This window comes from Isoptericola sp. GX10416 (genome assembly GCF_056590155.1).
This window is the reverse complement of sequence record NZ_JBWPVO010000001.1, coordinates 288,680-308,404: the sequence shown is the minus strand read 5'-3', so window position 1 is coordinate 308,404 and position 19,725 is coordinate 288,680. Positions and strand designations below refer to the sequence as shown.

The 19,725-nt window shown below is 72.6% G+C and carries 22 protein-coding genes; 12 read left to right on the top strand and 10 right to left on the bottom strand.

Annotated features, from left to right (window positions below; translation table 11 throughout):
• Window positions 1-60 precede the first annotated feature (60 nt).
• Window positions 61-1,071, top strand: a complete 1,011-nt coding sequence (locus ACWAT2_RS01510) for a DUF2804 domain-containing protein (protein WP_402371655.1) — start codon at window positions 61-63, stop codon at window positions 1,069-1,071.
• A gap of 3 nt (window positions 1,072-1,074) precedes the next feature.
• Here ACWAT2_RS01510 and ACWAT2_RS01505 read toward each other — a convergent pair whose 3' ends face one another.
• From ACWAT2_RS01505 to ACWAT2_RS01480, 6 genes are all read right to left on the bottom strand, one after another.
• On the bottom strand, window positions 1,075-1,824 hold the full coding sequence (locus tag ACWAT2_RS01505) for a succinate dehydrogenase/fumarate reductase iron-sulfur subunit (RefSeq protein WP_402371656.1): 750 nt from the start codon (window positions 1,822-1,824) through the stop codon (window positions 1,075-1,077).
• Window positions 1,821-3,767 carry a fumarate reductase/succinate dehydrogenase flavoprotein subunit gene (locus ACWAT2_RS01500; RefSeq protein ID WP_402371657.1) on the bottom strand — a complete coding sequence of 649 codons (1,947 nt, stop codon included), beginning with the start codon at window positions 3,765-3,767 and terminating at the stop codon, window positions 1,821-1,823. The genes ACWAT2_RS01505 and ACWAT2_RS01500 overlap by 4 nt, the downstream gene beginning before the upstream one ends.
• Complete coding sequence (locus ACWAT2_RS01495; RefSeq protein ID WP_402371659.1) at window positions 3,767-4,588, bottom strand: hypothetical protein; 822 nt, start codon at window positions 4,586-4,588, stop codon at window positions 3,767-3,769. Before ACWAT2_RS01495 ends, ACWAT2_RS01500 begins: the two co-directional genes overlap by 1 nt.
• Window positions 4,585-4,866, bottom strand: coding sequence for a hypothetical protein (locus ACWAT2_RS01490; protein ID WP_402371661.1), 282 nt, complete (start codon window positions 4,864-4,866; stop codon window positions 4,585-4,587). The genes ACWAT2_RS01495 and ACWAT2_RS01490 overlap by 4 nt, the downstream gene beginning before the upstream one ends.
• Before the next feature lie 123 nt (window positions 4,867-4,989).
• Window positions 4,990-5,382: an LbetaH domain-containing protein gene (locus ACWAT2_RS01485; RefSeq protein ID WP_480048374.1), complete on the bottom strand. Its 393-nt coding sequence runs from the start codon at window positions 5,380-5,382 to the stop codon at window positions 4,990-4,992.
• A gap of 134 nt (window positions 5,383-5,516) precedes the next feature.
• Window positions 5,517-5,726 (bottom strand): hypothetical protein, encoded by a 210-nt coding sequence (locus ACWAT2_RS01480; RefSeq protein WP_402371663.1) that lies wholly within the window; start codon window positions 5,724-5,726, stop codon window positions 5,517-5,519.
• 141 nt (window positions 5,727-5,867) lie between these two features.
• Here ACWAT2_RS01480 and ACWAT2_RS01475 point away from each other — a divergent pair, with 141 nt between their 5' ends.
• The 3 genes from ACWAT2_RS01475 to ACWAT2_RS01465 are packed head-to-tail and all read left to right on the top strand — an operon-like array spanning window position 5,868 to window position 7,992.
• Window positions 5,868-6,335 (top strand): DUF1269 domain-containing protein, encoded by a 468-nt coding sequence (locus ACWAT2_RS01475; protein WP_402371664.1) that lies wholly within the window; start codon window positions 5,868-5,870, stop codon window positions 6,333-6,335.
• A 3-nt stretch (window positions 6,336-6,338) separates the two neighbouring features.
• Window positions 6,339-6,647 carry an SHOCT domain-containing protein gene (locus ACWAT2_RS01470; protein ID WP_402371666.1) on the top strand — a complete coding sequence of 103 codons (309 nt, stop codon included), beginning with the start codon at window positions 6,339-6,341 and terminating at the stop codon, window positions 6,645-6,647.
• Window positions 6,648-6,660: 13 nt separating this feature from the next.
• Complete coding sequence (locus ACWAT2_RS01465) at window positions 6,661-7,992, top strand: chloride channel protein (protein WP_402371668.1); 1,332 nt, start codon at window positions 6,661-6,663, stop codon at window positions 7,990-7,992.
• 9 nt (window positions 7,993-8,001) lie between these two features.
• Here the strand turns inward: ACWAT2_RS01465 and ACWAT2_RS01460 are convergent, their stop codons facing one another.
• Both ACWAT2_RS01460 and ACWAT2_RS01455 read right to left on the bottom strand, forming a co-directional pair.
• Window positions 8,002-8,550, bottom strand: coding sequence for a DinB family protein (locus ACWAT2_RS01460; protein ID WP_402371669.1), 549 nt, complete (start codon window positions 8,548-8,550; stop codon window positions 8,002-8,004).
• 1 nt (window position 8,551) lies between these two features.
• Window positions 8,552-9,325 (bottom strand): uracil-DNA glycosylase, encoded by a 774-nt coding sequence (locus ACWAT2_RS01455; protein WP_402371671.1) that lies wholly within the window; start codon window positions 9,323-9,325, stop codon window positions 8,552-8,554.
• A 115-nt stretch (window positions 9,326-9,440) separates the two neighbouring features.
• Between ACWAT2_RS01455 and thrS the strand changes: the two genes are divergently transcribed.
• The 7 genes from thrS to pdxS all read left to right on the top strand — a co-directional run bounded on the left by thrS (window position 9,441) and on the right by pdxS (window position 16,508).
• Window positions 9,441-11,456 (top strand): threonine--tRNA ligase, encoded by a 2,016-nt coding sequence (thrS, locus tag ACWAT2_RS01450; RefSeq protein WP_402371673.1) that lies wholly within the window; start codon window positions 9,441-9,443, stop codon window positions 11,454-11,456.
• Between the two features lie 2 nt (window positions 11,457-11,458).
• Window positions 11,459-12,022 carry an HIT family protein gene (locus ACWAT2_RS01445; RefSeq protein WP_402371674.1) on the top strand — a complete coding sequence of 188 codons (564 nt, stop codon included), beginning with the start codon at window positions 11,459-11,461 and terminating at the stop codon, window positions 12,020-12,022.
• 65 nt (window positions 12,023-12,087) lie between these two features.
• Window positions 12,088-12,714, top strand: coding sequence for a phosphatidylinositol phosphate synthase (gene pgsA, locus ACWAT2_RS01440; RefSeq protein WP_402371676.1), 627 nt, complete (start codon window positions 12,088-12,090; stop codon window positions 12,712-12,714).
• A complete protein-coding gene (locus tag ACWAT2_RS01435; protein WP_402371678.1) occupies window positions 12,714-13,664 on the top strand; it encodes a phosphatidylinositol mannoside acyltransferase in 951 nt (316 codons plus the stop codon). Before pgsA ends, ACWAT2_RS01435 begins: the two co-directional genes overlap by 1 nt.
• An 8-nt stretch (window positions 13,665-13,672) precedes the next feature.
• Complete coding sequence (locus ACWAT2_RS01430; protein ID WP_402372082.1) at window positions 13,673-14,887, top strand: glycosyltransferase family 4 protein; 1,215 nt, start codon at window positions 13,673-13,675, stop codon at window positions 14,885-14,887.
• A complete protein-coding gene (locus tag ACWAT2_RS01425; protein ID WP_402371680.1) occupies window positions 14,884-15,492 on the top strand; it encodes a hypothetical protein in 609 nt (202 codons plus the stop codon). The genes ACWAT2_RS01430 and ACWAT2_RS01425 overlap by 4 nt, the downstream gene beginning before the upstream one ends.
• Window positions 15,493-15,584: 92 nt before the next feature.
• Window positions 15,585-16,508 (top strand): pyridoxal 5'-phosphate synthase lyase subunit PdxS, encoded by a 924-nt coding sequence (gene pdxS / locus ACWAT2_RS01420; protein ID WP_402371681.1) that lies wholly within the window; start codon window positions 15,585-15,587, stop codon window positions 16,506-16,508.
• 61 nt (window positions 16,509-16,569) lie between these two features.
• Here pdxS and ACWAT2_RS01415 read toward each other — a convergent pair whose 3' ends face one another.
• Together ACWAT2_RS01415 and ACWAT2_RS01410 are read right to left on the bottom strand one after the other, a co-directional pair.
• The gene (locus ACWAT2_RS01415; protein ID WP_402371683.1) at window positions 16,570-18,195 is read right to left on the bottom strand and encodes an alpha/beta hydrolase; all 1,626 of its coding nucleotides are present in this window, start codon (window positions 18,193-18,195) and stop codon (window positions 16,570-16,572) included.
• A 146-nt stretch (window positions 18,196-18,341) separates the two neighbouring features.
• On the bottom strand, window positions 18,342-19,040 hold the full coding sequence (locus tag ACWAT2_RS01410; RefSeq protein WP_402371684.1) for a hypothetical protein: 699 nt from the start codon (window positions 19,038-19,040) through the stop codon (window positions 18,342-18,344).
• A 111-nt stretch (window positions 19,041-19,151) separates the two neighbouring features.
• Between ACWAT2_RS01410 and ACWAT2_RS01405 the strand changes: the two genes are divergently transcribed.
• On the top strand, window positions 19,152-19,706 hold the full coding sequence (locus ACWAT2_RS01405) for an NUDIX hydrolase (protein WP_402371686.1): 555 nt from the start codon (window positions 19,152-19,154) through the stop codon (window positions 19,704-19,706).
• The last annotated feature ends 19 nt before the right edge of the window (window positions 19,707-19,725 follow it).

Sequence of the window (19,725 nt, the reverse complement as noted above, 5' to 3'; positions counted from 1 at the left end):
GGTCGAGGGCCTTCTGCATGTCTCCTGCAGGCGGCCCGCCGCAGCCTATGATCGGGCGTCATGACGCTCCCCGAGCTCACCGCGCGCACCTCCCTGACCCGGCCCGACGGGCGGCTGGACCGTCGCGCGGTCGGATGGGCACGCCGTCCGCTGGTTGACACCGACGGCATCGCCCGCGACGGGCGGCGGTTCCTCGGCCGCAACAAGAGGTGGGAGTACTGGGGCGTCGTCACCCCGACGCACGTCCTGGCCGCCACGGTGTCTTCGATCGATTACGCGGCCGTGCACGAGGTGTGGGTGCTCGACCGTGCGACGGAAGAGACCTACGGCGCTGCCGTGACGGTCGTCCCGCCGCGAGGGGTCCGTCTGCCGGGGACGTTCGGTGCCGGCCCCGTCCGTGCTCGCGCACGAGGTCTGGACATCGCCTTCGACGAGGTGCCGGGCGGCACCCGGCTGCGTGCGCGGACCGGCGACGCATCGTTCGACGTCGTCGCCGAGCTGCCCGACGGCCACGAGCGGCTCGCGGTGGTGGTGCCGTGGAGCGACACCCGCTTCCAGTACACCGTCAAGGACGTCGCGCGGCCGGCGCGGGGGACGGTCACGACGGCGGGCGAGACCCACGAGTTGGTCGACGGTGAGTCGTGGGCGGTGCTCGACCACGGGCGCGGACGGTGGCCGTACGACGTCAGCTGGAACTGGGGTGCAGGGGCCGGGCGCTCCGGCGGGCGGACGGTCGGGATCCAGGTCGGTGGACGCTGGACGGCCGGGACGGGGTCCACCGAGAACGCCGTCGTCGTCGACGGGCGGCTGCACTTCATCCCCGCCGAGCTCACGTGGGACTACGACGTCGCGGACTGGCGCCGTCCGTGGCGGGTGACGGGCGGCGGGCTCGACGCGACGTTCGAGCCGTTCTACGACAAGGTGTCGCGGACGAACCTCGCCGTGGTGTCCTCCGTCACCGACCAGTGCTTCGGCCGTTGGTCGGGGACGTTCACGCCTCCGGGCGGCGGCGAACCGGTCGAGTTCTCCGGCCTCGTCGGCTGGGCCGAGGAGGTCCACAACCGCTGGTGACCCTCAGCGGCGGCGCGAGATCGTCCGACCCAGCCAGACGAGCGGGTCGTACCGGCGACCTGCGACGCGCTCCTTCATGGGGATGAGCGCGTTGTCGGTGATCTTGATGCCCTCGGGGCACACCTCGGTGCAGCACTTGGTGATGTTGCACCGGCCGAGGCCGTGCTCGTCCTGGGCGGCGCCCACGCGGTCCGCGACGTCGAGCGGGTGCATCTCCAGCTCGGCGATGCGGATCAGGAACCGGGGCCCGGAGAACGCCTCCTTGTTCTCCTCGTGGTCGCGCACCACGTGGCACACGTCCTGGCACAGGAAGCATTCGATGCACTTGCGGAACTCCTGGGACCGCTCGACGTCGACCTGCTGCATGCGGTACTCGCCGGGTGCAAGATCGGCCGGCGGGCTGAACGACGGGACCTCACGAGCCTTCGCGTAGTTGAACGAGACGTCCGTCACGAGGTCCCGCAGGACGGGGAACGTCCGCATCGGGGTCACCGTCACGACGTCGTCCGGAGCGAACACGGACATCCGCGTCATGCAGAGCAGCCGAGGGCGGCCGTCGATCTCCGCGGAGCACGACCCGCACTTGCCCGCCTTGCAGTTCCAGCGCACCGCGAGGTCCGGCGTCTGCGTCGCCTGCAGCCGGTGCAGGACGTCGAGGACCACCTCACCCTCGTTGACCTCCACCTCGTAGTCGTGCAGCGCGCCGCCCTCGGCGTCTCCGCGCCAGACGCGGAACCGGCCCGTGTACGTCATGCCGTGCCCCTCTCACCCGAGCGCTCGGGATGCGTCGCCAGCTCGTCCGCCGTGTAGTACTTCTCGAGCTCCGCGAGCTCGAAGAGTGCGAGGAGGTCGTCGCGCATCGCCGCTCGCTCGGCGGGCTCGACCACGAGGCGCGGCACCACCGGACCGCGCGTCCCGCCGTCGGCGTCGTCGCGCAGATGGGTCACCAGGACGCGGCGGCGCCAGGCGGGTTCCAGGTCGGGGTAGTCGTCGCGGGTGTGACCGCCGCGGCTCTCCGTGCGCAGGAGGGCCGACGTCGCCACGGCCTCGCCCACCAGAAGCATGTTCCGCAGGTCCAACGCGAGGTGCCAGCCCGGGTTGTACTGGCGGTGGCCCTCGACGACGACGTCGCGCACCCGGTCGCGGAGCTCGTCGAGGCGCTCGAGCGCCGAGACCATCTCGGCGTCCGTGCGGATGATGCCCACGAGGTCGTTCATCGTCTGCTGCAGGTCGGTGTGCAGGGTGTAGGGGTTCTCGGCGGTGGTGCCGGGCGGCGCGTCGAACGGCTCGAGCGCCCTCGCGGCGGCCATGCCCACCGCCTGCTCGTTGACTGCCGGCCGGCGGTCGAGCGCCTCGACGTGGTCGGCCGCGCCGAGACCGGCCCTGCGGCCGAAGACGAGCAGGTCGGACAACGAGTTGCCGCCGAGCCGGTTCGAGCCGTGCATGCCGCTGGCACACTCGCCGGCCGCGAACAGCCCCGGCACGCTGGACCGCCCGGTGTCCGGGTCGACCTCGATCCCACCCATCACGTAGTGACAGGTGGGGCCGACCTCCATCGCCTCGGCGGTGATGTCGACGTCGGCCAGCTCCTTGAACTGGTGGTACATCGACGGCAGGCGGCGCTTGATCTCCTCGGACTCCATGCGGCTCGCGATGTCGAGGTAGACGCCGCCGTGCGGTGATCCCCGGCCCTCCTTGACCTCCGTGTTGATCGCCCGCGCGACCTCGTCGCGGGGGAGCAGGTCGGGGGTGCGGCGGTTGTTCTCCTGGTCCTCGTACCAGCGGTCCGCCTCCTCCTCGCTCTGGGCGTACTGGCCGGTGAACACCTCTGGGACGTAGCGGAACATGAACCGCTCACCCTCGGAGTTCTTCAGCACGCCGCCGTCGCCGCGCACGCCCTCGGTGACGAGGATGCCCTTCACGCTGGGCGGCCAGACCATCCCCGTCGGGTGGAACTGGACGAACTCCATGTCGACGAGGTTGGCTCCGGCGCGCAGGGCGAGGGCGTGCCCGTCGCCGGTGTACTCCCACGAGTTCGACGTCACCTGGAACGACTTGCCGATCCCGCCGGTGGCGAGGACCACCGCGGGCGCCGCGATCTCGAGGAACCGGCCTGACTCTCGCCGGTAGCCGAACGCACCCGCGATCGCGTCGTCGTCGGTCAGGAGCTCGGTGACCGTGCACTCGGCGAAGACGCGCAGCCGGGACTCGTAGTCGCCGGTGGCGGCGTGGTCCTCCTGCTGGAGCGCGACGATGCGCTGCTGGAGGCTCCGGATCAGCTCCAGGCCGGTCCGGTCGCCGACGTGCGCGAGCCGGGGGTAGGTGTGGCCGCCGAAGTTGCGCTGGTGGATCCGCCCGTCGTCCGTGCGGTCGAACAGGGCGCCGTAGGTCTCGAGCTCCCAGACGCGGTCGGGCGCCTCCTGGGCGTGCAGCTCCGCCATCCGCCAGCTGTTGAGGAACTTCCCGCCCCGCATCGTGTCGCGGTAGTGCACCTGCCACGAGTCGTTCGAGTTGACGTTGCCCATGGCGGCGGCGCACCCGCCCTCCGCCATGACCGTGTGCGCCTTGCCGAACAGGGACTTGCAGACGACGGCGGTGCGCATCCCGCGCTCCCGCGCCGCGATCGCGGCCCGCAGCCCGGCGCCGCCCGCCCCGATGACGAGGACGTCGTAGTCGTGGTGCTCGGTCTCGGTCATCACATGCCCCCGGCGCCGAGGATGCGGAAGTCGGTGATCGTCCCGGCAGCGACGAGCGCGACGTACAGGTCGGTGAGCACGAGCGTGCCGAGCGTCACCCACGCGAACAGCATGTGGCGGGTGTTGAGCACCGAGATCCAGGTCCACAACCGGTAGCGCACGGGGTGTTTCGAGAAGTGCGTGAGCCGCCCGCCCATCACGTGCCGGCAGGAGTGGCAGGACACCGTGTAGAGCCACAGCAGCGCGACGTTGACCAGCAGCACGAGATTGCCGACGCCGACCACGAACCCGTCGGTGGGATGCCGGAACGCGACGAGCGCGTCGTAGGTGTTGACGAGCGACACCAGCACGGCGACGTAGAAGAAGTACCGGTGCACGTTCTGCAGGATCAGCGGGAAGCGGGTCTCGCCCGAGTACTGCGCGTGCGGCTCGGGCACGGCGCACGCCGGGGGTGAGAGCCAGAACGACCGGTAGTAGGCCTTGCGGTAGTAGTAGCAGGTCAGCCGGAAACCCAGCAGGAACGGCAGGCTGAGGGCCGCGTAGGGGATGAGGGGATGGTCGGGCAGGAACATCCCGAAGTGCGCCGCTCCCGGTTCCGACGCGCACCCGAGCGACACGCACGGCGAGTAGAACGGCGTGAGGTAGCGCTCGTCGGCGAAGAAGTACTGCTGCTGGAACGTCCGCACGCCCCCGTACACGACGAAGGCCAGCAGGCCGACGGCGGTGGCCGCCGGAGCCAGCCACCACCGGTCCGTGCGCAGCGTCCGCGCACCGACCTCGGCGCGCCCGGGGGCGTCGACCCCTCCGGCGGTCGCCGTCACGGCCGGTCGCCGTGGTAGCCGCCGACCCCTTCGTCGTCGGCCCCGGTCCACAGCGACTCGTCCAGCGGAGTGTCCGGGACGACGACGTGCTCGGTCAGGGTGTCCGCGCGCGGGGGCGGGGCGGATGCCAGCTCCCCGGCGTCGATCTCCAACCGCTCCACGTCGTTGCGCAGCCGGCGCACCGCGGGCGCGTCACCGAAGGTGTGGTGCACCCCAGCGACGGTGTGGCGGAGCTGCTCGATCGCACGGCGGAGAGCGGCAAGCTCGGTGGACGTCATCCGGCACCTCCTCAGCGCGGCACCCCACGTCGTCGTGAGGCACGTCACACCAGCGTGCCGGTTGCGGCGCGGTCCGGCAAGGGGGCGCGCGGCGACGCTGCCGAGGTGAGGGCGGCGCCGCGGTCAGGCGGCCTGGGCGTAGCGGTGTCGGACGACCTCCCCGTCCGGCACCGACGCCTCCGCCTCGACGGTCGCGGACGCCTCGACGCGGACGTCTCGCCCGAGCTGGACATGGTCGGCGACGCGCGCCCCGGCGCCGACGAACGAGCCGGGACCCAGGTGCACGCTGCTGCCGATCCGGGCGTCGCGCCCGACGACCGCGTCATGGTCGACCCAGGTCACCTCACCGAGCCGGGCGCCGGCGTCGACGCGTGCGCCGCTCTCGACGTACGTCCCGCGGCCGACGACGACGTCGGGTGCGACCACGGCCTGCGGCGAGACGTAGCCGCCGTCGCCGCGCCGGACATAACGGACGGTCTGGCCGGCGTCGTTCTCGAACTCGATGCGCTTGGGCATTCGGATGCGTGGCATAAGACCCCCTCGGGTGGGTCCCGGGGGCCGACGGCCCGCACCGGGACATGGACTTTGTGCTTTTCTTCTCAACGTCGCGGGGCGGCTGGAGATTCCAGGCATCCGACCGCAGCCCGGGCTCAGGCGGGCGAGCCCTCCGCGCGGGAACGCGCGCGCCGGGGGAGCGTGCCCCGCCGCTGTCCGGACCATGAGACCTCCGTGGCGTGGGTGCGCGAGAGCGGATCGCCGAGCGGGTCGGCACCCAGCGCGGAAGCCACGTGGACCAGAGGGCGCTGGGCCTCGAACTCGCGGGCGAGAGCATCGAAGATCGGGGTGTCGGTCGTACGCACCCTGCCATTCTGCGAGCGGTTGCCCGAGGCGCGCCGCCCGACGCGGCCGCCTTCACAGTCACCTCACACGACCCTCGCGAGGGCGTGCCCGGTGCTGCCTCCTGTTGCGGTCCTCTCGGTGCGGTTCGATGATCGTGACGGGTGACCTGGACGTTCGTCGCGCCCGACTCGCCGACCGAGAGGCAGGACATGAACGCCGCCGCACCGGTGGAGCTCCTCCTGGTGGAGTTCCCGCACAGCGAGTTCAAGGGCGAGATCGTCGCGGAGCTCGTCCGGCTCTCCCAGGCCGGGACGATCAAGGTCCTGGACATGCTGGCGATCCGCAAGAACGAGGACGGTTCCGTCGAGTGGCTCGAGGCGGCGGACGCCGCGGACGAGCTGGCGGACCTTGTCGGGGAGCCGAGCGGGCTCCTCGCCGAGGACGACGTCGCGGCGGTCGCCGACGACCTGACGCCCGGCGCAGCGGTCGGGATGCTCGTCTTCGAGCACACGTGGGCCACGGGTCTCACCTCGGCCCTGCGCGACGCCGGCGGGTCGCTGATCGACATGACCACGGTGCCGCCCGCGGCCATCGAGGAGCTGGCCGCCACCCTCGCCGAGGAGGACTGACAGATGCCCAGGAGGATCGGACGCCCCGGCCTGATCGGGACCATGGCGCGTACCGCCGTGGTCGCCGGGACGGCGAACGCGGTGAGCCGCGGGATGAACAACCGGGCGAGCGCGAAGGCGGAGCAGCAGGCCGGTGCCGCGGCCTACGACGCGCAGCAGGCCCGGCTCGCGCAGCAGCAGGCGCAGCCGGCCCCAACCGCTCCGTCCGGCGCGGACACGCTGGCACAGCTCCAGCAGCTCGGGGAGATGAGGTCGGCGGGCCTGCTCACGGACGCGGAGTTCGCCGCGGCCAAGGCCAAGATCCTCGGCTGACCCGAGACCCCACATGTCGGACGCCGAGCAGCGCGGACCCGTCGTCGAGCCCGACGGCCCGGTCTCCGGCGAGCAGCGGGCCGTGCGGACCCGCGGATATGTGCGTCTGCTCCTGCTCGCGGCGGCGATCGGGATGCCCGTCTCGTTGGTGGCGTTCGGGTTCCTCGCCCTGCTGCACGCGATCGAGCACGCGGTCTGGGAGGTCCTGCCGGACGCTGTGGGCCTGGACGGCGTGCCGTGGTGGTGGGCCTTGCCCTGGTTGATGCTCGGCGGAGTGCTGGTCGGTGTCGCGATCCGCTCGTTGCCCGGCCACGGCGGGCACGTGCCGATCGACGGGCTCGGCCTGGAGCCGGTACCGGCCTCCTACGTCCCGGGCATCCTGCTGGCCTCCCTCGGCGGCCTGCCGCTCGGTGCGGTCCTCGGACCCGAGGCGCCGCTCCTGGCTCTCGGTTCGGCCTTCGCCCTGATCTTCGTGCGGCCGGTGGCCAGGCTCGACGACCCGACCGCCCGCGCGCTGATCACGGCGGCCGGGGCCTCCGCCGCGCTCGCCGCCATCTTCGGCAGCCCGCTCGTGGCGGCCGTCTTCGTCCTGGAGGCCGCCGGCCTGGCGGGGCCGAAGCTCGCTCGCGTCGTCCTGCCCTGCCTGCTCGCGTCGGGCATCGGATCGCTCGTCTTCACGGGTATGGGTGCGTGGACCGGCCTGAGCATCCCGTCGCTCGCGATGCCCGACCTCGACGCCCCGGTGCGCCTCGACCTCGCCGACGTGCTGTGGGCGGTGCCGCTGGCAGTGGTCATCGCCTTCGGCATCCGCCAGGTGCACCGGTGGGGGCACTGGACCAAGGCGCGTGCCACCGTCCGCCCTTTCCAGGCTGCGGTCGGTGCGGCGGTGGTCGTCGGCCTGGGTGCGGGAGCGTACGCGCTGCTGACCGGCAGGTCCCCCGAGGAGGTCACCCTCTCCGGTCAGGGGCTGCTGGGGCCGCTCGCGGCGGACCCGGCGGCGTGGTCGGCGGGGGCCCTGGTCGCGCTGCTCGCCTTCAAGGCGATCGGCTACGGGGTCTCGCTCGGTGCGCTGCGGGGCGGCGGGATCTTCCCCGCGGTGCTGCTCGGCGCCGCGGCCGGCGTGCTGGCCTCGGGCCTGCCGGGACTCGGTCCCGTCCCGGCGATGGCGATCGGGATGGGGGCGGCGACGGCGGCGGTGCTGCCGTTCCCGGTCTCCTCCGCGGTCCTGGTCGTCCTGCTGCTCGGACCGCACTCCGCCGCGATGGCACCGGTGGTGCTCGTCGCCGTCGTGGTGGCCTTCGTCTCGGAGCAGATCATCGCGAAGCAGCCGACGCGTGCCGCATGAGCGGGCGTGTTACTCCCCGGTGAGACCGTCGACCGCCTCGCGCAGCAGGTCGGCGTGCCCGTTGTGCCGCGCGTACTCCTCGATCATGTGCACCAGGACCCAGCGGAGCGTGAACGCCTCACCGGTGCGTCCGTCGGTGCGCACGGAGAGCAGGTCGAGTCCGTCGTCGCTCGCGAGCGCCCCGTCGATGACCTGGTCCGAGGCGGCCACGGCGCGGTCGAAGAGGATGCGGAGCTCGGCGGGGGAGTCGTCGGCGGCGCTGTGCCAGTCCCAGTCACGGTCGGCGGACCAGTCGACCGTGTCGAACGGGGCGAGCTCGTCACCACCGGTCATGACGGCGGAGAACCAGTTCGACTCGACGTAGGCCAGGTGTTTGAGGAGGCCGCCCAGGGTCATGTCGCTGGGGGCGAGCGGTGTGGCCAGCTGCGCTGCGTCGAGGCTCGCCGTCTTCCACCGCAGGGTGTCGCGGTGGTAGTCGAGAAAGGTGCGCAGCGTCGTGGCCTCGTCAGCCTGCAGCGGCGGGTCAGAGCGGTCGACCGCGAGGTCCCGGGGCGTCATGTCAGGACGGTACCGCGTCGAGCCCCGCCAGGGTCCGCGCGGTGCGCAGCACGTCGTCGAGCATGGGCTCCGTCAGTCGGCCGGTGTACGTGTTGTGGGGCGAGACGTGGTAGCAGCCGAGCACCGTCAGGCTGGTGCGTGTCGAGCTCCCCGGCGTGCCGTCGTCGGCCGGGGCGAGGGTGACCTGCGCACCGTGGGCGAACCGCGGGCGCGGGCGGGGGACCGCCCAGCCCTGCTCGCCGAGGGTCGCCAGGAGCGCGTTCCATCCGACAGCGCCGAGCGCGACGGCGACGCGCACGGTCGGGGCGAGCAGCTCGAGCTCGCGGGCGAGGTACGGGGCGCAGCGGCGCCGCTCGTCCGGCGTGGGCCGGTTGTCGGGTGGCGCGCAGCGCACGGGCGCCACCAGACGCATCCCGGTGAGCCGCATGCCGTCGTCGCGCCCGGTCGCACGGGGCTGGTTCGCGAACCCGGTGCGGTGCAGGGCGGCGAACAGGAAGTCACCGCTGGGGTCGCCCGTGAACATGCGCCCGGTGCGGTTGGCGCCGTGCGCGGCCGGCGCCAGGCCGACCACCGCGACGGCGGCGTGCTCGTCGCCGAACCCCGGGACCGGCCGGGCCCAGTAGGTCTCGTCCCGGAACGCGGCACGCCGCTGGGACGCCACCTGCTCGCGCCAGGCCACGAGCCGGGGGCACGCGTGGCACCTGATCACGTGCGCGTCGAGCGCTGCCAGGTCGGGGGCGTCGCGGGCGTCGGCGGGTGTGTCGTGCGGAACCACCGTGCCATTGTCCCGGACCGGGCGGAGCGGTGCGACGACGGAGCGCCGTGTCGGTACGATCGGGGGGCGTCGCCACCGGGCGGCGCCACCATCGACCACCGCAAGGAGCACCACCGTGTCCGACGCCGTACCGCACCCCGCCGAGCCCACGACCACGGTGACGGTGGAGTCGACGACGACGGGCACCGAGCTCTTCGCCGACCGCCGCGACGTCGTGGTGATGCGCGTCGACGGCGAGCTGCTGGACCTGTCGCGCGAGCTCGCCCCGGGCACCGTCGTCGAGCCGGTGACGATCGCCGAGCCCGACGGGCTCGCCGTGCTGCGACACAGCGCCGCGCACGTGCTCGCCCAGGCCGTGCAGCAGGTGAACCCCGACGCGAAGCTGGGCATCGGCCCGCCCATCGCCGACGGCTTCTACTACGACTTCGACGTCGCGGAGCCGTTCACGCCCGACGACCTCAAGAAGCTCGACAAGGCGATGACCCGCATCATCAAGGAGGGCCAGACGTTCCGCCGTCGGGTCGTCACCGAGGACGAGGCCCGCGCCGAGCTCGCCGCCGAGCCGTACAAGCTCGAGCTCATCGGCCTCAAGGGATCGTCGTCCGACGACGACGGATCCTCCGTGGAGGTCGGCGCCGGCGAGCTGACGATCTACGACAACGTCCGCGGGGCGGGACGCGAGAGCGAGACCGTCGTGTGGTCGGACCTGTGCCGGGGCCCGCACCTGCCCTCGACGAAGCTCATCGGCAACGGGGTGCAGCTCATGCGCTCGGCGGCCGCCTACTGGCGCGGCAGCGAGAAGAACCCGCAGCTGCAGCGCGTCTACGGCACCGCGTGGCCCAGCAAGGACGAGCTCAAGGGCTACCTCGAGCGGCTCGCCGAGGCGGAGCGCCGTGACCACCGGCGCCTGGGCAGCGAGCTGGACCTGTTCAGCTTCCCGGACGAGATCGGCTCGGGCCTGGCGGTGTTCCACCCCAAGGGCGCGATGGTGCGCATGGAGATGGAGGAGTACTCGCGCAAGCGGCACGTCGAGTCCGGGTACTCGTTCGTCAACAGCCCACACATCACCAAGTCGAAGCTGTTCGAGACCTCCGGGCACCTCGACTGGTACGCCGACGGCATGTACCCGCCGATGCATCTCGACGCGGAGCTCGACGACGAGGGCAACGTGCGCAAGCCGGGCCAGGACTACTACCTCAAGCCCATGAACTGCCCGATGCACAACCTGATCTTCGACGCGCGGGGGCGCTCGTACCGCGAGCTGCCCTTGCGGCTGTTCGAGTTCGGCACCGTGTACCGGTACGAGAAGTCCGGTGTCGTGCACGGACTCACGCGCGCCCGTGGCTTCACCCAGGACGACGCGCACATCTACTGCACGCGCGAGCAGATGCGCGACGAGCTCACCTCGCTGCTGACGTTCGTGCTCGACCTGCTGCGTGACTACGGCCTGGACGACTTCTACCTCGAGCTGTCGACCCGTGACCCCGAGAAGACGGTCGGCGACGACGACAGCTGGGAGGAGGCCACCCGGACGCTCGAGGAGGTCGCCACGGCGTCGGGGCTGGAGCTCGTGCCGGACCCGGGCGGTGCCGCGTTCTACGGTCCCAAGATCTCCGTCCAGGCGAGGGACGCCATCGGCCGGACCTGGCAGATGTCGACCATCCAGCTGGACTTCAACCTGCCGGAGAAGTTCGACCTGCAGTACACGGCCGCGGACGGGACCCGGCAGCGCCCGGTGATGATCCATCGTGCGCTGTTCGGGTCCATCGAACGGTTCTTCGCGGTGCTGCTCGAGCACTACGCGGGTGCCTTCCCGGCCTGGCTCGCGCCGGTCCAGGTCCTGGCGGTGCCCGTCGCCGACGCGTTCGACGACTACCTGGGCGACGTCGTCGCGCAGCTGCGCGCGCAGGGCATCCGAGCTGAGCTGGACACCTCCGACGACCGGTTCGGCAAGAAGATCCGCAACGCCGCCAAGGAGAAGGTGCCGTTCGTCCTCATCGCCGGCGGCGAGGACGCCGAGGCGGGCGCGGTCTCGTTCCGGTTCCGCGACGGCACGCAGGAGAACGGTGTGCCCGTGGCCGACGCCGTCGCACGCGTCGTGACGGCGGTCCGCGACCGCGAGCAGGTGTGACGGTGGGCGAGCAGGACGGCGCGCCCAGGCTGGACCCGGCGGACTCGTTCGGCCCGGCCCAGGACGACATCTCGCGGCTGTGGACGCCGCACCGGATGGTGTACATCGGCGGGCAGGACAAGCCCGCTGACTCCACGCCGCAGCACTGCCCGTTCTGCCGGATTCCCGCGGGCGAGGACGAGGAGGGCCTCGTCGTCGCCCGCGGGGCGGACTGCTTCGCGCTGCTCAACCTGTACCCGTACAACGGTGGCCACCTGATGGTCCTGCCCTACCGGCACGTCTCGGACTACACCGACCTGACGGACGGCGAGACGTCGGAGCTCGCCGCCATGACGAAGACCGCGATGCGCGTCCTGCGCGAGGTCTACGCGCCGGCCGGGTTCAACCTGGGGATGAACCAGGGCGAGGCCGCCGGCGCCGGCATCGCCGCGCACCTGCATCAGCACGTGGTCCCGCGGTGGCTCGGCGACGCGAACTTCCTGCCCGTCGTCGGGCGGACGAAGGCGCTGCCCGAGCTGCTCGCGGACACCCGCGCGCGGCTCGCTGCGGCGTGGCCCGCCCGCTGACCGGCGCCGGGCGCTAGCCTGGCGACGCCGGCCTGCCGGCACGCACGACGAGACGAGGAGCTCCCATGTTCGGCCGCCTGCGGGCCACGATGCAGCGCCTGTTCACCCCCCTGGCGAACCTGCTGATCCGTCGCGGGGTCTCTCCGGACGCGGTGACGGTCACCGGCACCGTGATCGTCACCGTCCTCGCGCTGACCTTGTTGCCCGCGGGCCACCTCACGCTCGGCGCGCTCCTGATCGGTCTCTTCGTCCTGACCGACTCGCTCGACGGCGTCATGGCGCGGGCGAGCGGTCGCAGCGGTCCCTGGGGCGCGTTCCTCGACTCGACGCTCGACAGGGTCTCCGACGGCGCGGTCTTCGCGGGCATCACGCTGTGGTTCGTGCTGCACGCCGACGAGCCGTGGGGCACGGCGGGGACCATCGTGGCCCTGGCCTGCCTGGTGCTCGGGTCGGTCGTGCCGTACGCCCGTGCGCGGGCCGAGTCGGTCGGTGCCACGGCGGCCGTCGGAATCGCCGAGCGCTCCGACCGGCTCGTCGTGGCGCTGGTGCCCACCGCGTTCGTCCAGGTGGGCCTGCCGGTCGCCGTCCTGGTGGTCGTGCTCGGGCTGCTCGCGCTCGCCAGCCTGGTGACGGTCGCCCAACGTGTCCTGACGGTCCGGAACCAGCTCCTGCCCACCACCGAGGAGGCGTGATGGACCTCGCTGCCGCCTACACGTTCGCCTGGCGCCACGCCCCGAAGGTCCCGGAGCCGCTGCTGCGGGCTCTGTTCGACCTGGCCGCCGACGTCACGTGGCTCCGCCACGGCGCGGGCGTGCGCCGGCTGGAGGCCAACTACGCCCGCGTGCGCCCGGACCTGGACGACCGGGCCGTCCGTCGGCTGTCCCGCACGGGCATGCGCCGGTACCTGCGCTACTTCCGCGAGGCCTTCACCGTCCAGGGCGCCACCCGCGCACAGCTCGACGCCCGGGTCCGGGTCGAGGGGTACGAGAACCTCGAGCCGGTGACCGTCCGGGGCGGAGCGGTCTCGCTGGCGCTGGGGCACCTGGGCAACTGGGACCTCGCCGGTGCCTGGGCGTCGCTGAACGTCGCACCCGTGCTGACGGTGGCCGAACGGCTACGGCCGGAGGCGTTGTTCGACGAGTTCGTGAGGTTCCGGAGCTCCATCGGCATCGACGTGCTGCCGCTCGGCGACGACGGCGTCTTCCGCGACCTGGTGCGCGGCGCCGAGGACGGTCCCCGGCTCGTGCCGCTCCTGGCGGACCGCGACCTCACCGCCCGCGGGATCGAGGTCGACCTGTGCGGCCACCGGGCACGGGTCGCCGCCGGGCCTGCCGCCCTCGCGGTGGCCGCCCGTGTGCCGTTGATCCCCGTCGGCATCCGGCACGAGCGGCTGGACGGCGAGCGCCGCCGTCGTGCGGGGACCGCGTGGGGCATCGTCATCCGCTTCCACGCCCCCGTCGGGCCGCCCGACGCCGGGAACCGGCGTGAGCAGGTCCAGCAGCTCACCCAGGCCTGGGTCGACGTGCTCGGCGGGTTCATCGGCGAGCACACGGCTGACTGGCACATGCTGCAGAAGGTGTTCGTCGAGGATCTCGACCCGCAGCGGTACGCCCGCACGCGAGCCCTGGCGGGGGAGGCGTGATGCGGCCGTTGCGGGTGGGCATCGTGTGCCCCTACTCGTTCGACGCCCCGGGCGGGGTGCAGTTCCACGTGCGCGACCTCGCCGAGGCGTTGCGCGACGCGGGTCACGAGGTCTCCGTCCTGGCCCCGGCCGACGACGACACCGAGGTGCCCGACGTCGTCACCCCGGCGGGGCGTGCGGTCCCGGTCCGTTACAACGGCTCCGTCGCGCGGCTGGCGTTCGGCCCGCGCGCCGCGGCCCGGGTCCGCCGCTGGATCGACGCCGGCCGGTTCGACGTGCTGCACCTGCACGAACCGATGACGCCGTCCCTGTCGATGCTCGCGCTCTGGGTCGCCGAAGGACCCGTCGTGGCGACGTTCCACACCTCGCAGGTGCGCTCGCGGGCGCTGCAGGTGGCGCACCCCCTGCTGCGCCAGTCCCTGGAGAAGATCTCGGCCCGCATCGCGGTGTCGGAGGACGCGCGGCGCACGCTGGTCGAGCACCTGGGCGGGGACGCCGTCGTCATCCCCAACGGCGTGTACGTCGACCGCTTCGCCGACGCGCCCGACGCGCAGCGGTGGCGGGGGACCCCGGAGGCGCCCACCGTGGCGTTCCTGGGCCGCCTCGACGAGCCTCGCAAGGGCCTGCAGGTGCTCGCGGAGGCCGCGCCGGCGATCCTCGCCCGAGAACCCGGGACTCGCTTCCTCGTCGCGGGCAAGGGGGACGCCGGGAGGGCGGCGGCGCAGGCCGTGCTCGGCGAGCACGGAGCGGCCTTCGAGTGGCTCGGCGGTGTCAGCGACGCGGACAAGGCGGCGCTGCTGCGGTCCGCCGACCTGTACGTCGCTCCGCAGACCGGCGGCGAGAGCTTCGGGATCGTCCTGGTCGAGGCGATGAGCGCGGGCACCGGCGTCGTGGCCAGCGACCTCGGGGCGTTCCGCCGGGTGCTCGACGACGGCACCGCGGGCCGGTTGTTCCGCACGGGTGACGCGGGCGCCCTCGCGGAGGCGGTCGTCGGGGCGCTGGCCGACCGTGCGGACACCCGGGCGCGCCGGGAGCGCGCCACGACGTTCGTCCGCCGCTTCGACTGGACGACGGTCACCGACCAGGTGCTGGCCGTCTACGAGATGGCCGTCGCCGCCACCGAGGCGCTCGGCGACGGGACGGTGCGCCAGGACCTCCTGGCCGGGCGGTCGTCCTGGCTGCTGGGCCGGCGGCCCCGCGCGGACGTGGCGGGTGAGCGATGAGCTGGTCCGAGGTAGCCCTGCTGGCCGTGGTCGTCGTCGGCCTGGCGCTGTGGTTCGTCTGGGTCTCCGCCTCGCGCCTGGACCGTCTGCACCACAAGGTCGTGGCCTCACGCCTCGCCCTGCAGGCGCAGCTCGACCGTCGCGTACGCACGTCCCTGGACCTGGCGTCGTCCGGCCTGCTGGACCCGGCGAGCTCGGTGCTCGTCGCTGACGCAGCCTTCGCGGTGACCGAGACGTCCGAACGGTCGGCCCCCACCGCGGCGGGCGAGCCGTCGTCGTCCGAGGCGTTCGCCCTGACGGGCCTGCCCGCCGATCGCGAGGGAGCCGAGTCCGAGCTGTCCGTGACGCTGCGCTCGGTGCTCGACGACTCCGAGACGGTCGCGGGCCTGCGGGACTCCGAGCCGGGCGCCGAGCTGGTGGGCGACCTCGGGGCGGCGTGGTACCGCGCCCAGCTCGCCCGGCGCTTCCACAACGAGGCCGTGGCCCAGGCGCAGCGGGCGCGCAGACCGCGTCGCGTGCGGTGGCTGCGGCTGGCCGGGCGGGCACCGTTGCCGCAGACCGTGGAGCTCGACGACCAGATGCCGGACGGGATCGACCTCTCCTGACACGCCCGTAGGATGGGTGGCACGGCGTGGACCACGTCGGCATGCCCGGCACCGCGCCAGGGGCGTGCTCGCAAGAACACTGTGAGGTTGCGTTGACCGAGACCACCGGAACCCCGGCCGGCACGACGGGCGTCGGCGAGGTGGGCACCGCCCGCGTCAAGCGAGGCATGGCCGAGATGCTCAAGGGCGGCGTCATCATGGACGTCGTCACCCCGGAGCAGGCCAAGGTCGCCGAGGACGCCGGAGCGGTCGCGGTCATGGCGCTCGAGCGGGTGCCGGCCGACATCCGCGCCCAGGGCGGGCTCGCCCGGATGAGCGACCCGGACATGATCGAGGGCATCGTGGACGCGGTGTCGGTCCCCGTCATGGCGAAGGCCCGCATCGGACACTTCGTCGAGGCGCAGGTCCTGCAGTCCCTCGGTGTGGACTACGTCGACGAGTCCGAGGTGCTGTCACCGGCCGACTACACCCACCACATCGACAAGTGGGAGTTCACCGTCCCCTTCGTCTGCGGTGCGACGAACCTCGGCGAGGCGTTGCGCCGCATCACCGAGGGCGCGGCGATGATCCGTTCCAAGGGTGAGGCCGGCACCGGCGACGTCTCGAACGCCACCACGCACATGCGCCAGATCCGTCAGCAGCTCCGGCGCCTCTCCTCGCTGCCCGAGGACGAGCTGTTCGTCGCGGCCAAGGAGCTGCAGGCGCCGTACGAGCTCGTGGCCGAGGTCGCCCGTACGGGCAAGCTCCCTGTCGTGCTCTTCACCGCGGGCGGTATCGCCACGCCGGCCGACGCCGCGATGATGATGCAGCTCGGAGCCGAGGGCGTCTTCGTCGGCTCCGGCATCTTCAAGTCGGGCGACCCGGCCGCGCGTGCCAAGGCGATCGTGCAGGCCACCACGTTCCACGACGACCCGGACGTGATCGCCAAGGTGTCTCGCGGTCTGGGCGAGGCCATGGTCGGCATCAACGTCGAGGAGCAGCCCGAGCCGGTGCGGCTCGCCGAGCGCGGCTGGTAGCGAGCAGGTCGGGCAGAGTGCCCGCACCACCTGCTCGCCACCGGCCGCGATGGCACGGTCGTCAGTTACCTGGCTGCGGTGACTGCGACGGGTCGACGTCCGTGCAGTAGATCTCCTCCTCCGGCAGCCTGCCGGTGGTCAGGAACGCCACCGTCGCCTCGTCCACGCACGTGGAGCCCTGGCCGTAGACGTAGTGCCCGCCGTGGTCCGCGCCGACGAAGGCCGCTCGCTCGCCGAGGGCCACGGACAGCCCGCGACCGTCCTCCCACGGTGTGGCGTTGTCCCGGCGGTTCTGCAGGATCAGCGTGTTGCGCGGTCCTTCGTCGGTGACGCGGACGGGCTCCTCGATCGGCTCCGGCCAGAACGCGCATGCCCAGACGTTGGCGGGCATGCCCGCGGTGAGCGGCCAGGCCGCCCGGTCCTCGGAGGTGCGGCGGGCGTACTCGTCGACGTCGTCCGACCACTGCGCGTCGCCACAGGTCAGCGCCAGGAACATGGTGGCCTGGTTGTCGGCCGGCACGCCCGGGGTCGGCGGTGGCGCGCTGAACACCTGCTGCAGCAGCTGACCGTCCGCCTCGGTGAGCGTGCCGTCCGCCAGCCCGGCGGCGGCCTTCCAGAACTGCACGAGCACCGGGAGGTTCTCGTCGTGCAGCAGGAGGCTGTAGGTGACCGTGCGCAGCATCGGGCCCGTCAGGACCAGCGGGGTGTCGGGGACCGGTGCCGGGCTCCGATCGAGGTGGTCGGCGAGCGCGAGGTAGTTCTCGGTCACCTCGTCGACCGTGCCGCCCAGTCCGAGCGTGGCGTGCTGCGCCGCGGCGACCCGTGCCGCGTCGGGAAAGCGTTCCGACATGGCCTTGCCCCAGTTGTCCTTCGCGTGCGCCCAGACCTTCGTGGGGTCGACGTTGCCCTCGAGGACCATCTTGTCGGCGCGGTCCGGGAACAGCGACTGGTAGACGGTGCCGAGGTACGTGCCGTAGGACTGGCCCCAGTAGGAGATCTTCTCCTCGCCGAGGGCCGCGCGGATGCGGTCCATGTCGCGGGCCGTGTTGGCGGTGGTGAAGTATCGGAGCTGCTCCCCGGCGTTCGTCGCGCACCGTTCGGCGACGGCGCGGGCGTGGTCGACGTTCGCGTCGATCGAGCCGTCCGCGGCCGGGTAGGGGAAGAGGCCGGCGAGGGACGGGTCGTCGAGGCCGCAGCTCTGCGGGGTGCTGTGCCCGACCCCGCGGGGGTCGAAGCCGATCAGGTCGTAGGCCTCCAGGACCGACGACGGCAGGGTCGGCGCCACGACGCCCGGGGTGTCCAGGCCGGGCAACGCCGGGCCGCCCGGGTTCAGGAGCAGGGCGCCGCGGCGGTCGCTGGACGTCGTCGCCGGCAGCTTGGAGACAGCCACCTCGATCGTCTCGCCATCCGGGTCCTGGTAGTCCAGCGGGACCGTCACGGTGCCGCAGGTGAGCCGGGGGTCGCGACCGGCGCCCTCGGCCGGCGCAGGGCACGGGCCCCAGGTGATGGACGGTGCGTCGGCCGTCTCGGTGGCGACCGACGGTGCGGTCCCGCCCCCCGCGTCCGCGTCCGGAGCGGCGGCACAGGCTGCCGCCGCCGCGACGGTGAGCGCCGCCGCGACCACCGCCTTCGTGATCCTCCGGGGGATTCCGGTGCTCGCTGTGCGTCGTGTCGTCCTCAACGTCATGCCCTCCAGCTCTCTGCGTGTCACGACGCGTCGGCGCCGCTACCGGAGAACCTATGGAAGACCGTGGGGACGCGAATCCCCCTGATGTGGACAGTCTCCGTAGCTCGGACGGGGGGGCATGGCCGCGGATCCGCGGGGAAGAAGGGTCAGCCCGGCGGGACGATCCCCGTGCGCCCTTCCCACGTGCCGTGCTCCGAGAGCGGGCGGAAGCGGAACGTCGCGAACTCGTGGTGGAAGTCGCGACGCCGGCGTTCGACCATGGCGTCCGCGTGCCGCTCCGCGCCGGGCAGGGTGGTGCGGCCGTGCACCATCTCCTCCATCTCGCGGACGGTACGCCACACGGAGAAGGTGGAGATCGTGCTCGGCGGTCGGAACGCGGCCAGGGCGAGCGTGGTGGCGGGGTGGTCCCGCACTTGGCGTTCGACGGGCCTGCCCCACCGCAGGAACCGCGGCACCTCGAGCAGGCGCATCCGGGCGACGGTCACCGCGACCACGGTTTCCTCCTGGTCCCAGTCGCCCGCCCGGGCCGGCAGACCGGGCAAGGCCGCCAGCCGGGACCAGCGGCGCAGGTACTCCAGGCGCACGTGCCAGCCGCTCGCCAGGTGGCGGCCGAGGACGTCGTCGGACAGGAAGCGGTCCACGGCACCCGCGTCGCGCCACTGCGCGAAGACCGCGATCCGTCGTAGCTGCAGCCGGTCCAGGGAGACGGCGGGCGCGCCCAGGCGCATGAGGGCCAGGCACTCGGCGTGGTCGAGCCCGGGGGCGGTCGTGCCCGACGGCGGGCGCAGCAGCGCGCGTGCCGTCACGGTGGCCGGCATCTCGGCGAGGTGAAAGGTGTGGATCACCCGAGCCCCCGCACGGTGCTCAGGACAACGGTGCTCACGACGTCGTTCACGACCACGGATTGTTGCAGGTGGTCCCGACCTTGGCGATGCTGGGCACCTATGCTGGACGCCATGCCGGTCCGATCGAACGCGTCGTCCTCGCTGGGACCCGACTGGGTCCTCGGTGACGATGGACGGCGGCACCGCCGTGCGGCTCGTGTCATCATCCTGGACGCCGCGGGGCGCGCGCTCCTCGTCCGCGGGCACGACGCCGACGAGCCGGAGCGCAGCTGGTGGTTCACCGTCGGCGGCGGCATCGAACCGGGTGAGTCCGAGGCCGCGGCGGCGGTGCGCGAGGCGCGCGAGGAGGCCGGCCTGCGGCTGACCGAGGACGATCTGGAGGGCCCGGTCCTGACGCGCGCGGGGATCTTCCACTTCTTCGCCGAGACGTGCCACCAGGACGAGGTGTTCTTCGTCGCCCGCGTCACGGACCACGAGCCCACGGACGCCGGCTGGACCGCTCAGGAGCGTCACGTGCTCGACGAGATGCGCTGGATGAGCGTGGCTGAGCTGCGCGACCAGCGGGTCGAGATCTTCCCGACGGTGTTGCCCGACGTCGTCGAGGCCCTCCGCGCGGGGTGGGACGGCGTGGTGCGCCACCTGGGCACCGAGCACGACGACGACTGATCGTCGGCTGCGCAGGTGT

Bases quoted from the DNA above. Each gene is read 5' to 3' on its own strand.
- ACWAT2_RS01510 (WP_402371655.1), top strand. From the start codon at position 61: ATGACGCTCCCCGAGCTCACCGCGCGCACCTCCCTGACCCGGCCCGAC.
- ACWAT2_RS01505 (WP_402371656.1), bottom strand. From the start codon at position 1,824: ATGACGTACACGGGCCGGTTCCGCGTCTGGCGCGGAGACGCCGAGGGC.
- ACWAT2_RS01500 (WP_402371657.1), bottom strand. From the start codon at position 3,767: ATGACCGAGACCGAGCACCACGACTACGACGTCCTCGTCATCGGGGCG.
- ACWAT2_RS01490 (WP_402371661.1), bottom strand. From the start codon at position 4,866: ATGACGTCCACCGAGCTTGCCGCTCTCCGCCGTGCGATCGAGCAGCTC.
- ACWAT2_RS01485 (WP_480048374.1), bottom strand. From the start codon at position 5,382: ATGCCCAAGCGCATCGAGTTCGAGAACGACGCCGGCCAGACCGTCCGT.
- ACWAT2_RS01470 (WP_402371666.1), top strand. From the start codon at position 6,339: ATGCCCAGGAGGATCGGACGCCCCGGCCTGATCGGGACCATGGCGCGT.
- ACWAT2_RS01465 (WP_402371668.1), top strand. From the start codon at position 6,661: ATGTCGGACGCCGAGCAGCGCGGACCCGTCGTCGAGCCCGACGGCCCG.
- ACWAT2_RS01460 (WP_402371669.1), bottom strand. From the start codon at position 8,550: ATGACGCCCCGGGACCTCGCGGTCGACCGCTCTGACCCGCCGCTGCAG.
- pgsA (WP_402371676.1), top strand. From the start codon at position 12,088: ATGTTCGGCCGCCTGCGGGCCACGATGCAGCGCCTGTTCACCCCCCTG.
- ACWAT2_RS01435 (WP_402371678.1), top strand. From the start codon at position 12,714: ATGGACCTCGCTGCCGCCTACACGTTCGCCTGGCGCCACGCCCCGAAG.
- ACWAT2_RS01425 (WP_402371680.1), top strand. From the start codon at position 14,884: ATGAGCTGGTCCGAGGTAGCCCTGCTGGCCGTGGTCGTCGTCGGCCTG.
- ACWAT2_RS01415 (WP_402371683.1), bottom strand. From the start codon at position 18,195: ATGACGTTGAGGACGACACGACGCACAGCGAGCACCGGAATCCCCCGG.
- ACWAT2_RS01405 (WP_402371686.1), top strand. From the start codon at position 19,152: ATGCCGGTCCGATCGAACGCGTCGTCCTCGCTGGGACCCGACTGGGTC.